Origin of the sequence: Pedobacter sp. L105, assembly GCF_009765875.1 — a bacterium.
Lineage (GTDB): Bacteria > Bacteroidota > Bacteroidia > Sphingobacteriales > Sphingobacteriaceae > Pedobacter.
On the sequence record NZ_LMUP01000008.1, the window covers coordinates 65,125 to 80,735 of the forward strand.

The 15,611-nt window shown below is 38.1% G+C and carries 13 protein-coding genes; 8 read left to right on the forward strand and 5 right to left on the reverse strand.

Translation table 11 applies throughout. The features are described from left to right. Position 1 precedes the first annotated feature (1 nt). From recJ to GSQ84_RS15635, 4 genes are all read left to right on the forward strand, one after another. Positions 2–1,705, forward strand: a complete 1,704-nt coding sequence (gene recJ / locus GSQ84_RS15620; RefSeq protein WP_158798221.1) for a single-stranded-DNA-specific exonuclease RecJ — start codon at positions 2–4, stop codon at positions 1,703–1,705. A gap of 7 nt (positions 1,706–1,712) precedes the next feature. Then, the gene (gene lptB, locus GSQ84_RS15625) at positions 1,713–2,447 is read left to right on the forward strand and encodes an LPS export ABC transporter ATP-binding protein (protein WP_158798222.1); all 735 of its coding nucleotides are present in this window, start codon (positions 1,713–1,715) and stop codon (positions 2,445–2,447) included. A gap of 17 nt (positions 2,448–2,464) precedes the next feature. Beyond that, complete coding sequence (locus tag GSQ84_RS15630) at positions 2,465–4,012, forward strand: GH3 auxin-responsive promoter family protein (RefSeq protein WP_158798223.1); 1,548 nt, start codon at positions 2,465–2,467, stop codon at positions 4,010–4,012. Positions 4,013–4,378: 366 nt separating this feature from the next. Continuing rightward, entirely contained in the window at positions 4,379–5,053 is a 675-nt protein-coding gene (locus GSQ84_RS15635; RefSeq protein WP_158798224.1) for a histidine kinase dimerization/phospho-acceptor domain-containing protein, read from the forward strand. Here GSQ84_RS15635 and GSQ84_RS15640 read toward each other — a convergent pair. Both GSQ84_RS15640 and GSQ84_RS15645 read right to left on the reverse strand, forming a co-directional pair. After that, complete coding sequence (locus GSQ84_RS15640; protein ID WP_158798225.1) at positions 5,050–6,711, reverse strand: response regulator; 1,662 nt, start codon at positions 6,709–6,711, stop codon at positions 5,050–5,052. The two genes, GSQ84_RS15635 and GSQ84_RS15640, sit on opposite strands and share 4 nt — an antisense overlap. Before the next feature lie 55 nt (positions 6,712–6,766). Then, positions 6,767–8,167: an ATP-binding protein gene (locus GSQ84_RS15645; protein ID WP_158798226.1), complete on the reverse strand. Its 1,401-nt coding sequence runs from the start codon at positions 8,165–8,167 to the stop codon at positions 6,767–6,769. Positions 8,168–8,511: 344 nt separating this feature from the next. Between GSQ84_RS15645 and cysC the strand changes: the two genes are divergently transcribed. From cysC to GSQ84_RS15660, 3 genes are all read left to right on the forward strand, one after another. After that, complete coding sequence (gene cysC / locus GSQ84_RS15650) at positions 8,512–9,042, forward strand: adenylyl-sulfate kinase (protein ID WP_158798227.1); 531 nt, start codon at positions 8,512–8,514, stop codon at positions 9,040–9,042. Beyond that, positions 9,042–9,872, forward strand: coding sequence for a hypothetical protein (locus GSQ84_RS15655; RefSeq protein ID WP_158798228.1), 831 nt, complete (start codon positions 9,042–9,044; stop codon positions 9,870–9,872). The genes cysC and GSQ84_RS15655 overlap by 1 nt, the downstream gene beginning before the upstream one ends. Positions 9,873–10,017: 145 nt before the next feature. Then, the gene (locus tag GSQ84_RS15660) at positions 10,018–10,611 is read left to right on the forward strand and encodes a Crp/Fnr family transcriptional regulator (RefSeq protein WP_158798229.1); all 594 of its coding nucleotides are present in this window, start codon (positions 10,018–10,020) and stop codon (positions 10,609–10,611) included. Positions 10,612–11,035: 424 nt separating this feature from the next. On the opposite strand, the gene GSQ84_RS15665 is transcribed toward GSQ84_RS15660, so the two are convergent. Genes GSQ84_RS15665 through GSQ84_RS15675 form a run of 3 tightly spaced genes read right to left on the reverse strand, consistent with a single transcriptional unit; the run spans position 11,036 to position 14,341 of the window. Then, a complete protein-coding gene (locus tag GSQ84_RS15665; protein ID WP_158798230.1) occupies positions 11,036–11,662 on the reverse strand; it encodes a carboxypeptidase-like regulatory domain-containing protein in 627 nt (208 codons plus the stop codon). Between the two features lie 53 nt (positions 11,663–11,715). Continuing rightward, a complete protein-coding gene (locus tag GSQ84_RS15670) occupies positions 11,716–12,345 on the reverse strand; it encodes a response regulator transcription factor (protein ID WP_158798231.1) in 630 nt (209 codons plus the stop codon). Next, a complete protein-coding gene (locus tag GSQ84_RS15675; RefSeq protein WP_158798232.1) occupies positions 12,338–14,341 on the reverse strand; it encodes a sensor histidine kinase in 2,004 nt (667 codons plus the stop codon). The genes GSQ84_RS15670 and GSQ84_RS15675 overlap by 8 nt, the downstream gene beginning before the upstream one ends. Positions 14,342–14,695: 354 nt before the next feature. On the opposite strand from GSQ84_RS15675, the gene GSQ84_RS15680 reads away from it, so the two are divergent. Beyond that, the gene (locus GSQ84_RS15680; RefSeq protein WP_158798233.1) at positions 14,696–15,178 is read left to right on the forward strand and encodes a hypothetical protein; all 483 of its coding nucleotides are present in this window, start codon (positions 14,696–14,698) and stop codon (positions 15,176–15,178) included. Positions 15,179–15,611 lie beyond the last annotated feature (433 nt).

Here is a 15,611-nt window from a genome sequence, read left to right on the forward strand (position 1 = left end):
CATGGAGAAAAGATGGGTGCAGGCAGCAGGGGCTGATCAGAAGACCATAAACCTGCTTGCACAGGAACTAAATATAGACCAAAGCTTAGCGGGAATTTTAGCACAAAGAGGAATTACTTCTTTTCAGGAAGCAAAAGATTTCTTCAGGCCGCAATTGTCGCAGTTGCATGATCCTTTCCTGATGAAAGATATGGATAAAGCCATAAACAGGATTGATACCGCATTAGCTGCAGGCGAAAAAATATTGATATACGGAGATTACGATGTGGATGGCACTACTTCTGTAGCGCTGGCATTCAGCTTTTTCAGTCAGTTTACCCCACATATTGAATATTATATACCAGACAGGCACAAGGAAGGATATGGAATTTCTACAGCAGGGATTGACTATGCAAAGGATAAAGGAATTACTTTAATTATCGCACTGGATTGCGGTATTAAATCTAATGATAAGATCAGCTATGCCAATTCCCTGAAGATAGATTTTATTATCTGTGACCATCACCTGCCGGGTGATGAATTACCGGAAGCCGTGGCCGTACTCGATCCAAAGCGCAACGATTGTTCTTACCCTTTTAAAGAACTCGCAGGATGTGGCATAGGCTTTAAGCTTGCCCAGGCCTATTGCATTCAGCATCATTTGCCTGCAGAAAACTATGAGCAGTACCTGGATATGGTGATGGTTTCCATTGCTGCAGACATTGTACCTATCGTAGATGAAAACCGCACGCTCGCCTATTTTGGCCTGATCAAATTGAACGAAAAACCCTGTACCGGCCTCAAAGCATTAATGGACAGTTGCGGTAAAAATAAAGATTTTACGATTACCGATGTTGTTTTTACACTGGCCCCAAGAATCAATGCTGCCGGACGTATGGACCATGGCAACCAGGCTGTTAAAATGTTATTGTGCACCGAAGATGAGCTGGCAAAAGAACAAAGTCTGTTTATTAATATCCAAAACTCTGACCGTAAAACATCAGATCAGAACATTACGGCAGAAGCCCTGGCACTGATTGATGAATCGGAGATCCTGATCAATAAAAAGACTACCGTGGTGTACAATGAAAGCTGGAATAAAGGTGTTATTGGAATTGTAGCATCGCGGCTGACGGAAAAGTATTACAGGCCTACTATTGTGCTTACCCTTTCCAACGGCCTCCTTACCGGATCTGCACGTTCCGTACCAGGTTATGATCTCTATGAGGCCTTATTGAGCTGCGCAGATCTATTGGAACAGTTTGGCGGACACAAATTTGCAGCAGGGCTGACGATGAAACAGGAAAACATCGAAGCCTTTTCTGAGCGTTTTGAACAGGTAGTTTCTGCTACAATTACAGAAGATCTGCTCTGTCCTGAAATTTTTATTGACAGTGAAATTGCCTTGTCACAGATTGACGGGAAGTTTCAGCGTATTATTGCACAGATGGCACCCTTCGGACCAATGAACCCGGCCCCGGTTTTTGTGAGTAAAGAGGTCGTTTATGTAGGCAATCCATACGTTGTTGGGACAAAACATTTAAAGTTGAGTATTAAACAACAAAATTCAGCTATTTTTGAGGCCATTGGATTTGGTCTCGCAGAATTTGAAAATCTTTTGCAACCTAATGTTCCTTTCTCTGTTTGTTACACAATAGAAGAAAATGTATGGAAGGAGCAAAAGCGTTTACAATTGAACATTAAAGCGATAAAAATTCACAATTAACCACACAATGATATTAAGAGCTGATAATCTTATAAAAAAATATAAACAACGGACGGTAGTGAACGATGTTTCATTCAGTGTAAGCCAGGGTGAAATTGTAGGTTTACTTGGCCCGAACGGAGCAGGAAAAACAACCTCTTTTTATATGATTGTAGGGCTCATTAAACCCAATGAGGGCAATATTTTCCTGGATGACGTTGATATCACGAAGGATGCAATGTACCGCCGGGCGCAGAAGGGGATCGGCTATCTTGCACAGGAAGCTTCTGTATTCAGAAAGTTATCCGTAGAAGATAATATATTGTCTATCTTAGAGATGACTACGATGACCAAGGATGAACGAAATGAAAAGCTGGAAGAGTTAATTGACGAATTTAGTTTGCATAAAGTAAGAAGAAACAGGGGCGACTTATTGTCGGGCGGCGAGCGGCGCAGAACCGAAATTGCGAGAGCATTAGCAGCCAGTCCTAATTTCATCTTGCTGGATGAACCCTTTGCAGGAGTAGATCCGATTGCTGTAGAGGAAATCCAGACCATAGTTGCAAAGCTTAGAAATAAAAATATAGGGATACTGATTACAGATCATAATGTTCAGGAAACACTTTCCATCACAGACAGGGCATATCTGCTGTTTGAAGGTAAGATCCTCGAATCAGGAACCCCCGAAGTGCTTGCAGCCAATGAAATGGTAAGAAAGGTATATTTAGGATCAAACTTCGTACTTCGCAGTAAAAACTTATAAATCTATACTAACCAAATATGGCAATCGTAAATTCAATTTTTTCCTGGTATATGAAAAAGCGCGTCCACCAGATAGAGCTTTTCATGAAATACCCGATAGATGTCCAGGAAGAATGGTTCCATACCCTGATCTCAAGTGCTGAAAACACGGAATGGGGGAAGTTGTATGATTATAAGTCCATCGAAACTTCTAAACAGTATAAGGAACGCGTTCCGCTTCAGAACTACGATTCCCTTAAACCCTATATCGAGCGTATGCTCAAAGGCGAACAGAACATTCTCTGGCCTTCAGAAATTAAGTGGTTTGCTAAATCGTCAGGTACAACCAGCGACCGGAGTAAATTTATCCCTGTATCTCCTGAAGCTTTGGAAGAGTGCCATTTTAAAGGCGGAAAGGATATGATTTCTATCTTCTGTAACAACAAGCCCGGTAACCAGATATTAACCGGCAAGGCGCTGGTACTTGGAGGAAGTCACCAGATCAATCAGTTAAATGAAGCTTCTTATTACGGAGACCTGTCTGCTGTGCTGATAAAGAACCTTCCGATGTGGGCAGAATACTACCGCACACCCAATATATCCATTGCGCTGATGGATGATTACGAACAGAAAATGGATAAAATGGCGGAAGCCACCATTAAAGAAAACGTAACCAATATATCAGGCGTACCTACCTGGACCATTGTTCTTGCAAAAAAAATACTGGAAATTACCGGCAAAAAGAACCTGCTTGAAGTGTGGCCAAACCTGGAATTGTACTTCCATGGTGCGGTAAATTTTGGCCCCTACAGAGAGCAATTTAAAGAATTGATCCCATTTGATGACATGTATTATCTGGAAACCTATAATGCCTCTGAGGGCTTCTTTGGCATACAGGATCAGGTTAAATCTGAAGAAATGTTGCTGATGCTGGATTACGGAATTTATTACGAATTTATACCTCTTGATCAGCTTTGCGAAGATAACCCGATAACACTCTGCCTGGGAGAAGTAGAACTAAATAAAAATTATGCAATTGTCATTTCTACTAATGCAGGACTATGGCGTTATGTAATAGGAGATACAGTACAATTTACCTCCCTTTCTCCTTACAGGATAAAAATTACCGGCCGTACCAAACATTTTATCAATGCTTTTGGAGAGGAAGTGATTATTGATAATGCAGAGCAGGCAATCAGTAAAGCATGCAGGGAAACAGGTGCCGCATTCAAAGATTATACTGCCTGCCCTATTTACTTTAAAGGAGATAAAGCCGGGGGCCATGAATGGATCATCGAATTTGATCAGCAACCTGATGATTTTGAAAAATTTGTTGACATTCTGGATCAGACCCTGCGTGATATCAATTCCGATTATGATGCCAAGCGTTTTAACAACATGGCACTTTGCAGGCCTATGGTTCATAATGCACCATATAACACTTTTTATAACTGGTTAAAATCAAAAGGTAAATTGGGAGGACAGCATAAGGTACCAAGATTAGCCAATGAGAGAAAATATGTTGATGAAATTTTACCGATGATACAACCTCAGGTCAATGTTACTACCATGGCCGGAAAAATGTAGTTTATACTAAACGACTGTATAGCTTTTGATGCGCCATTTTACTGTATATACAATATATGTTATATCTTAAACATACACAAAAGCCCCAGAAGAAAATTAAGACCCTGATAATGTAGTATTTATATAGTAACCCTACCCTATATCTGAGATATAAGAAACTTGATAAATCCGAAGCAAAATTTAATTAAACTCATATTTTAAATTAATGAATAAAAGTATTGATGGAAAAACCATCATTTCTTGCATTTAATCACAACTATTCTGTAAAAGCTATATTTTAACAACAATCAATCCAATTTTTTGTTTAATCGTATAAAAGTAGTTACAGAAAAATAATTTGAATCAGTTCCAAGCAAATAGAGATTAATGATACCTTCCGAAAATCAGCTACAGACTATTCCCGACAATGAAGAGAATAGATTAAAAAAGATATATCAGTATGAAATTATAGATACTCCTTCGGAGACCGATTTCGACACTATCGCCTTGCTGGCAGCAGAGATATTTGCAACAAAATATGCTGGTATCTGCTTTATAGATAAGGAACATGTCTTTTTCAAAACTAATCTGAACACGATGGAAAGTCCTCAGCTATCAAGGGAAAATACTTTATATGAGCAAGTGGTCCTTAAAAAAGAACCACTGGTAATTTATGAACCTTTAGCACAACACAATATTAAATTTTTCGCAGCGGCCCCTATCGTTACTGCAGATGCTTTTATCCTTGGAGCAGTTTATGTCACTGATCCAAATCCGCAACCTCAAGTAAGCGGCAGCCAATTAAGAATGCTTCATCTTTTATCAGAGTTGGTTATGGATAAACTGGAATCCAGGCTGCAGGACAAAAAATTGGTACAGGCACACCACGAACGTTTCCATCGTTTATCGCATGATATAAAAAATCCTGTTACTTCTATTTCTCTATATGCCCAGTTGTTAGGCAGCCGGGAAATGAGCAGGGAGAAAGTATTTTCCATGGCTGAGAAAATAGAAAAATCATGCCGGGGCATTGAAAAGAACCTTCATGAATTAACACATTAAACTTCAGCCAGGTACTTATGCACAAAACTAATAGCCATTGACCCTTCCCCCACTGCAGAAGCTACCCTGTTCATTGCACCTGCACGAACATCTCCTGCAGCAAAAATACCCGCACAGCTGGTTTCCAGCAGATATGGATCGCGCTTCAGTTTCCATGTTTTGCTAAAATTCTCATAACTTCTTAACTCACGCCCAGTCTCAATAAAATCTTTATCATTTTTAATAATATCCAGTTTAAGCCAGTCGGTATAAGGTCTGGCACCAATAAAAATATACAAGGCGCTCGCTTTATTGACTGTTGTTTCTTTTGTTTTAACATTGATCAGTGTTAACTCTTCCAGGTGCTGATCTCCAGCTGCTTCAACAATTTCTGTAGCCGGAAGTATGCGAATATTTGGGGTATGATTGATCTGATCGATCAAATAAGAAGACATGGTTGATGAAAGATCATCCTTACGGATGATAATACCTACATTTTTGGCAAATTTAGAAAGATACATAGCTGCCTGCCCTGCTGAATTACCACCACCAATAACAAACACCTCTTTATCTTTACATGCAGTGGCCTCGGTTGTAGCTGCGCCATAATAAATACCTGCCCCTGTAAAGCTCTCTATCCCCCTCACATCAAGTTTACGATAGTCTACACCTGTTGTAATTACTACTGAACGTGTAAATATCTCAGGGCCGTCATCCAGAATAATAGTTTTATAACCATCCTTTTGTTTGATATCATTTACTGATTGCGGCGATAAAAATCCGGCTCCCAATCTTACGGCCTGGCTCATAGCACGCCTGGTCAGGTCTGCACCACTCAATCCGGTAGGAAAACCAAGATAATTCTCAATTCTGGAACTGGTCCCTGCCTGTCCGCCCGGAGCTTTACGCTCAATCATCAGGGTTTTTAAACCTTCTGAAGCCCCATAAACCGCAGCAGCCATACCTGCAGGACCTGCACCTATAATCACGACATCATAAATATCATGTATCAGCTCCGGATTCTTCCCAATTTTTGCAGCAATATCTTTAATAGAAGGTTTTCTTAAAAAAGAACCATCGTCAAAAAAGAGCAATGGAAGATCATCATTACTTAATTGATTAATGGTAAGCAAAGTAATGGCATCCGGATGTGTTTGTATATCGAGCCAGCGATAAGGAATAAGGTTACTTCCTAAATAGTCTTTTACCAGATGAGAAAGCGGAGAGAACTGGAAGCCAACCAGTTTTATTCCCTTAAATTCAGGGATATAATCATTTTGCCAATCGTCCAGCAAATCATCAATCACCGGATAAAGCTTCTCTTCTGGCGGATCCCAGGGTTTAATCAGGTAATAATCCAGTTTTACATCATTGATTGCTTTAATCGCGGCTTCTGTATCGGAATAGGCAGTAAGCAGTACCCGTTTTGCCTCCGGAAATATCTGGATTGCTTTTTCTAAAAATGCAACTCCTTCCATTTCCGGCATTCGCTGGTCACATAAAAATAAGGCTATGACATCTGAACTATTTTTAAGATCGGTAAGGCTTTCCAGCGCTTCGTTTGCCGATGTAGTACTTATAATTTTGTATTCTTTGCCATAATGCGCTTTCAGGTCACGGCTAATTGCCCTTAAAACCTGAGGATCGTCATCAATAGAAAAAATTATAGGAAGGTTCATAGTGATCTATTGTAAGAAATGTAAATATTGATATAAAAAATATACGTTATACCGGCTAATTATCCAGTGGAAAACAAACCATAAACTCTGTTTTTCCAGGAACAGATTTGACCTTTACAGAGCCATTATGCTGATGGATGATACGCTGTACCACTTCAAGTCCCATCCCTGTTCCTTTACCCATTGGCTTAGTTGTAAAAAACGGATCAAATATATTGGGCAGTGTATCACGAGAAATTCCAGGACCATCGTCCAGAATAAACACCCGTACAAAATCCCCATCTTTCATAGTTTTTATGGTAAGCGTACCTTTAGTATTTATTTCCATCGCGTCAATGGCATTATCTATCAGGTTTGTCCATACCTGGTTCAATTCACCTATCAGCCCTTTAACAGGAGGTAATGCCTGGTCATAATCTTCAACTATGGTGATATTATTCCTTCTGAGCTTATATCCCAGCATGGTCAGCGTATTGCGTATTCCAACGTGAATGTCGGCAAACTGCTTATCCTGTGCACGATCCATATGTGTAAAGTTTTTTATAGAACTCACCAGGTCGGCTATGCGTCTGGAAGATTGCTGTATATCTTCTACCATCCTTTCTGTCACGAGTAAATTACTGATCCAGTTAAACACCGGAGAAAGATTGTCTGCCTCTACAGTTCCTGCACACGCCGTTAAATTATCGATGTTAAAATTAAAATCCGCAAAACTTTCTGCAATGGAAGAAGCGTTCTCTATTCCCTGTTCTTCAAACCAGTCAGTGAGTTCGTCTTCCAGTGCCATACGTTGTTTTAGTGTTAAACGCGGTTGATCAGTAACCGACAAAACGTCAAACAATTCTTTAATCAATGCATCGATCTGTTTTTCATCAATATGGATCATCACCATATCTTTAAAAATTTTTGGCTCCAATTTCAAATGCTCTTTAAGGGAGACAGAATCACGCACAATAGCGGATGCCGGATTGTTCAGTTCATGTGCTAATCCTGCGGAGAGTTTACCCAATGCCATCATTTTTTCATTTTGTTGCTGCAGGGCAGTAAACTCTCTCACCCTGTTGCTCATCACGTGCACTAGTGCCTGGGTGAGCTCAAAATGATTCTTTATCATTTCCTGAATGCGGGCCGTAGGATAGCTCATCAGCTGTAATTCTCCAATTGCCCTGGCATAACCACCAGCAGCCACTCCCCGTGAAAAAGGTAAATATCCGGTTACATCACCTTTTTGAAATGTAGTGTATTCACGTCGCGAACCGTTCTGGATCATATAAAACTGTATCCCTCCTGCTACAATAAGGTGAGGGCCAGTAAGTGGCATACCTGGTTCAAATAAAATCTCACCGTCATTAATGAGGCGATTTTCACTATTATCCATCAGCCATTGTAATTGGTCATCGGGAACATTATTGAAAATTTCAAGCGATTTAAGCCAGGTCAGTGTAACTGTTTGCATGGTTTAAAATTAGTTAAATTACAGATTAAAACAATTTAGGTGCCCATATTTTACATATTCAGTAAAAAATGAATGCTATTATATACAGTTTACCAATAATATTCAGACATTCTAAATAAATCTTTCTTTTTATTATTAATACAGATTTTAAATCGCTCCATTGGTCGATACAATATCGGTATTCATCGATACAACGTCTTTTAGGAATAATTTATGCAGTGTACTAACGTTAGAAAGACATTAAGAAATGTAATCAATTAATTACATTCTCTATTTTAATCCTTTTTTCAGGAAAGAAGTCAGGTAGAGTATAACAAAACTAATTTTAATAAATAACGTATTTCATGGTACTACTATTATGCGGTTTATCTGGCGCAGGAAAAACAACTTTAGCTAACAGTGTTAAAAAAAAGCTAGATGAATCAGGCGTCCATACTGAAATAATTGACGGAGATGAATATAGGCGCATGCTATTTAAAGAACTGGGGTTTTCCAAAATTGACCGCTTTGAAAATGTCCGGAGACTTGGATTTATTGCAAGTAAGTTTTCTGCCCGCGGCATTGTTACCTTAATAAGTGCAATTAATCCATATGCCGAAATCAGGAACGAATTAAAAGAAACCTACCCTAATGTTAAAACTGTATTTATTGATTGTTCGGTTGAAAAATTAATAAACAGAGATACTAAGGGCTTATATAAAAGGGCATTATTACCTGAAGGCCACCCTGACAAACTGCTTAACCTGACAGGGATTAATGACCAGTTCGATATACCTGTAGAACCGGATCTATATCTTAATACCGGAACAAAAGACATCAATGAATGCACTTCAATGCTTTTTGATTTTATTATTAATAATAAACCCTCCTTATAATGGACAGAAAAATTTTAGTAATTGCAGGAATGCACCGTTCAGGAACCTCATTGATTAGTCAGTGGCTTTACCGCTGCGGCTTAAATCTAGGTGACAGTTTGCTGGGAGCAGCTATAGGAAATATTGAAGGCCATTTTGAAGACACGGACTTTTTAAGATTTCATGAAGATACCCTGGCTGAAAATAATTCTTCAACCTATGGCTTTATTCATGAATCCATATCTAATCTTTCACGGTACCAAAAAGAGAAGCTCAAAGGATTAGTTGGCTTTAAAAGTGAAATGCGTGAACAATGGGGATGGAAAGAACCTAGAACATGCTTATTTCTGGAGCATTACAGGGAAATCATACCAGATGCTTATTACCTGATCATTGTAAGAGACTTTAATGCAACGGTAAGCTCGCTGATACATAGAGATTTCAAAAACATGGAAACTAAATACCTTGCAAGGAATTGGTTTTCCAGACAGATCTGGAAAAATATACGCAGTGCAAGAAAAGAAAGAAAGCTTTATGAAAATCAGTCTGAATTTTATTTAAATGTCTGGATCACCTATAATGAAGCTATTCTAAAGAATATTCAAACTTTATCTAAAAGCCAATACATTGTAACTGAACACAATTCATTGTGTGATATAGATACAAAACTATTTGACAAATTGGTTAATAAATGGCATTTCTCCTTAAAATACGTAGACTTCAAAAAGGTTTATAAAAGAAAGTTATTGAGCGATGTTACAAATATTGAACCTTTTGTGAATGATAAAGCACTTTTAGAAAAAGCCAAAAACCTGCAAATGGAGTTAAAAACGTACTTAACTAACTCGTAGCTCTTACCTTTCTCTAGACATGGATTTATACTGACCTGAAAAATTACTTTGATCTACTGGCTGTCAAAAAGCTGGCCACTCGTCAATGAGTGGCCGGAGGATGCGGCTTTTTATTGTACATTTATGAGCAACAGTATTTTTTCACATGACAGCTTTATTATTCAGTAATTTCAACAGGCATGCCCAATTCACTGATGATGAATATCAAAAGATAAAGGAAGTTTTTACTAAAAGTTATATCAGGAAAAAGAAAAACCTGGTGAACGAGGGTGACATCAGCAAGTACATTTTTTTTGTGGAGAAAGGATGTTTACGCTCTTTCACCGTTAATAAAGATGGAAGTGAACATGTTGTACAGCTTGCTATCGAAGATCACTGGATTGCAGATCTCTCCAGTTTTATCACACAAATGCCCGGTACAATTAATATCGAAGCTATTGAAGACAGTGAAGTATTGCTTTTACCGCACCAGGATCTCGAAAGATTGTATCATCAAGTCCCTTCTCTGGAAAAATATTTCCGTCAATTGTACCAGAGGGCCTATGTTGGTTTGCAGCAGCGGTTAAATTCCAGACACAGCAGCAGTGCTGAAGAACGTTACCGGGAACTGATCAAACTTCAGCCACATTTAACCCAGCGGGTTCCGCTGATTTATATTGCCTCTTATCTGGGCATTACGCCCGAAAGTTTAAGCCGCATCAGGAAGCAGATGCATATCAAAGTTGAAAATACTGCCTGACCTGTCTTTCATCGGCTGCCATATATAATCTGTGCGTTCTTATCCCATGATTTTGACCGATGGCCTTTGTGGTATCGGGAATCTTCAAGTGTATATTTACAGGCATATAGAAAAGATGCCACGGCCATTATAATAATCAGTATAGAACATATTTTGTATAAATCCTGCTTCATAATTATCGTTTTCATTCTTAAACGACCGCATTAGCTAAAACGCTACAGCATTGCTTACATTACTATTTGAACTGCAACAATAAAATAGATATTTGGCCAAGTTCAATATTTGTTTGTTTAAGTTTCTGATCAACCAGAATATGATCCAGGAGATATTTAATATAGAACGGAACTCACGATTTAACACCTCCTTTAAGCTATGTTGCTTTCATTTGTACTCCTATTTTTAATGGTGAGTTCCGTTCTCGTACTTACTTCAACTTCATTTCTAACACCTCATCATTATCCTTGATTTCCACAATGGTATTTAACAAGTCTGCATGCGCAACATCATAATATTTTCTATCATAATAGTCTACTCTGCCGCCATAACTTCCATATCCAGAACCAGTATACTGATTGTAGGAACCAGTTGATGTCCAATTTAATAAACCTTCTACGTAATACTTACCCGGCTTCAGATTTGGAAATGTAAATTGACCCTCGCTATTTGTGATCGCATAGTAATGGATGTTCCAGGCTTCATTAGACATATAAGCAAACTTTAGTTTTTTATAATTAACCTGTTTCCTTAAATCCAGGTATTCCAATAGATAAGGGGTAACCGGAAATAATAATACTTTAATTTTATTAGCATAAATACGCGGACCAAATGGAGCATTATAGCCAAATTTTGTTTTAGGTTTGGTAAAGGCAACACCTTTTATGGTGGCTTTACCTGGAGCGAGTGCACTTTTTGCTTTGGCAATATCAAAAGTTGTCTGTGGCATCAACTTAATTGTATCGATTTTTTTCTCTGGCTGAACATATTGTGCTTTGCTAAAATAATGCGTACACATTAGCGGAAGTATCAGAATAAGGTGTTTAAGTTTTTTCATAGTTTTATATTTAATTTTTAATAGAAATATTCACACAATTAGCATTTATTTAGCTATAAGATAAATTGTTCGTATGCCACCTTGATTAGTTCGGCCATGTTTTTAACTTCAAATTTTTGAATAAGATTTTTGCGGTGTGTATCAACAGTGAGCGGGCTTAAAAAAAGATCATTTGCAATAGTTTGGCTAGTTTTACCTTCTGCTATCAGGATAAGGATCTGCTTTTCCCGGCGCGTAAGCCGCGGTCTTCCTTGAAGCTCATTTTTTGAAGGGCGGCTGATAATATCAATAACTTCTTTAGAAAAACAAATATTTCCCTTTGCAACTTCAGCAATACAATTACGTAATTCGTCTATTGAGCTGTTTTTAAGTAAATAGCCACTTGCTCCATTTTGGATTGTTTGCATAATAATGCTTCGCTCGGTACGGTTGCTTAATATCAATATAACGGTACTAAGCGATTCTTTTTTGATCATCTGGCAAAGATCCATTCCATTAATATCCGGCAAAGTAACATCAAGCAGGATCAGGTCTACCTGATTGGATTTCATGTAAAAAAGTATACTCTCTCCATCGCCAAACCCGCCAACAATCTGCACATTCTCCTCGTTTTGCAGCATCGTTTTTAACCCCTCAATTACAATAGGGTGGTCATCAACGATAGCTGTCAATAATTTATCCATCAGCACTTGTATTTAGTTCAATATTAATGGTTGTCCCTTCCCTCAGGGTTGATTGTATTTCAAATTTTCCTTTTAAAAATGCGATCCTGTTTTTAAGATTATCAAGCCCCATACCTTTTTTATTGCCTGAAACGGAGACATCAAATCCTACGCCATCGTCTTCAAGGGTAATAAAAAAGATATGCCCATTTTGGCTGCATTGCAACATAATATAAGTTGCATTGGCGTGTTTGATAGTATTTGAAAGAAGCTCCTGCACAATCCGGTAAATATGTAACTGCACAGCTAACGCAATATTTTTTTCAATATCAAAACTCTGAAACTCAATATGTAATCCCTCCCGCATATAAAATTCGGTAAGGTCCTTCAAGGCTACTTCAAGACCGAATTTCAATAAAGTTTCAGGAACCATATTACGGGCAATACGGCGCAATTCGCTAACAGAACTATCCAGCTGATGAATAATGCGGTGAAGCCCCTGATCGTTAGATACCTCTGCATTATTACTTGTCCAGCCTGATAAGCCAATTTTCACTCCAGACAACATACCGCCTAAACCATCATGCAGATCGCGGGCAATACGTTCTCGTTCATGCTCTTCACCATCCAATATTGCCTTGGCAACTTTTAGCTGCTGCTTTTGTTCCAGCTCTTTTAGCTGCTGCTGATAGTTGATTTCTTTTTGAAGACTAAACTTATGTTTGATCTTCGTATTGATGATTACAAAAACAAGAATTACTAATAGAAAGAGGCATCCTAAACCAAACATCCAGTTGTACCAGCGCTCATATTTCTCCTTTAAAGAAGCCTGTTTATTTTGCGCTTGCAAAGCATTTATTTTCTCCTGGTTTTTCAAGCCTCTATACTTGGTTTCCAATTCGTTTATCTTAACCTTGGTTTGGCTATTGTTGATACTATCAGTTACCTGGCGCTGTTTGGTTAACCAACCGAAGGCCTCTTTATACTTTTGCAGGTGCTCGGTTGTTTTGGCTAATTCTGCATATAACTCCGCCCGATCGTTAACATTTGCAGTAAGTGTGCCTTCGGCGATGATATCAAGCAAAGTCTGTCTTGCTTTTGCGTAAGCTTTCTGCTGACTAAAAATTTCATATTTCCTGAAAAAGAACTGTGCATATAACTGCTGCTGATGATATTTTTTTGCCAACACCAGCCCTTCACCTGCACTCTTTAAAGCGTTATCTAGTTGCTTAACCGTAGTATAATATAATGACTCATTATAATAATATAAGGGATAATTTACCGATTGGGGGAAAGGAGCCAGTAATATTGCGGCTTTTTTTAATAATGGGAGGGCTTTCTCCGGGTGATTATCATAGCAGTAAATACCCACACCGCTAAGGTACGCAAATACTAAAGTAGCCGATTTCGGACTTACTTTGTCGAGTAATATAATCGCTTTTTGATCATAAACCGCTGCTTTAGCAAATTGATAATTATTCATGAAAATAGTAGAAAGCTGCGTGTAGTAATGGGCCAGCATCACCATATTCCCCGCTTTCTCGGCATTTGGAATGGCCTTATCAAGTGTAATTTTTGTGATAAATTCATACCCCTTTTTATCCTTGATCATTAAAGCATAGTTAAACCAGGCCGCAGCACGGTTACCGTATGCTCTCTTAGTAGTAAAGGGCGCGAGTGCCTCTTCCGCTTTTTTAAATGCCAGCGATGCTTTATCAGGATTGATGTTGAAATAGTACTGGCCTTCGTAAAAGAATGATAAGGCTTTATAGTATGGATAATGCTGAGCAAGTTTTTTCCCCCTTAACAGATAAGTCTTACTTTTTATAGTGTCTTTAAATTTCCAGTAATCAACCAAAAGGAAGTCGGCATTGGCTTTAGAACTATCAGCGATGTTTTTTCTGAGAATAGTCTCTAAACTATCTACGTATTTCCTCTCGTTAAGCGGAATCTGCTGTTGAGGGAAAGCCGTTATATGAAGTAGCAAAGAAAGTAGTAGCAGGTATATTATTTTCATCAGGTATCGGCATCTTAACCTATACAGGCATTTAAGCCATCTGCAGGTCTAATCAACTTTAAATATCTGCCTAAAAATCAAATAATGTATAATTTATTTTCTGTTAGTTATAAAAATACCTAAAAATCAGGAGAAAAAAACAATAAAATAAAGGTATTTCATTTCGTTTAGACAAGAAATAGCTTTGCCATCAGTAAACAGTTAGGATGGAAGCACTGCTTCTCAAAATTCCAGTTACACCAATCATCCTTCTATAAAAATTGAAATTGATCAGCTTAAAACCAATTAGTAAATCCAAAATAACATATCCATATATATTTATTTAATCTATAATTTCAATTCATTTAAAACACTATGAAAACATCTTTTTTTAAAAAAAAATCAGTCGCAATCATCTGTATCGCTCTTTTTACAATCTTATCATCATGCAGCAAAAAGAACGACGACGGAGGTACCCCACAGACAACCAAGGGAAAAAATGCCAAATTTACTATAACTGTTACCGGAGCTTCTCAATCCTCCTATGTCTCTTTTGTGATGGCTGGCATAGGAACAGATATATCAAATTCTACGGTTTGGAAAATAAACAACCTTACCCAGAGTAATGAGCAGGCTGTTACCCTTGGACAGAACGATTTTAGTGGCAATACAAAAACATATGTTATTGAATCGGTAATACCTTTACAAACCATTAGTGTAGGTGTACAATGCCTTAGCCCAGGTGATGCACCTTATACAATTAGCTATAAAGCAGAGATCAATGGTGAAGTGAAAAATAATATTGAGAACGTACAGGTTACCAAAACTAGCGACTTTACGCACGATTACACTTATTAAAAAGAATACCTCAAGTCGATCACTTGCTCATAACAAACTTTGCATTTTCTAATGTAAAACTTGTTAAAAAACGGTAATTGATATCTGTCCGATTTAGGAGAATTTCCTATTTTGAAAATTGAAAACCCCATTTCTATCGTTAGAAGTGGGGTTTTTAAGTGACTTTCGGTCTTGAAAATCTTGGCTCCCTCTGCTGGGCTCGAACCAGCGACCCTCTGATTAACAGTCAGATGATCAAGGCTATATTTTCATACATAATCGTCTAAATTACAGATGATTACAACTTCTTTAAAATCTCTCTGTGACGTATTTGTAACCAGTATGGTTTTCATCTAATCGCAGGTCAATACGTGTCAAACAACTTGTCGCAGCTAAAGTCTACGTTCTTGAACTTTGCTCCATTACAAGTTACACATTTAAGAATTTAAAAAAG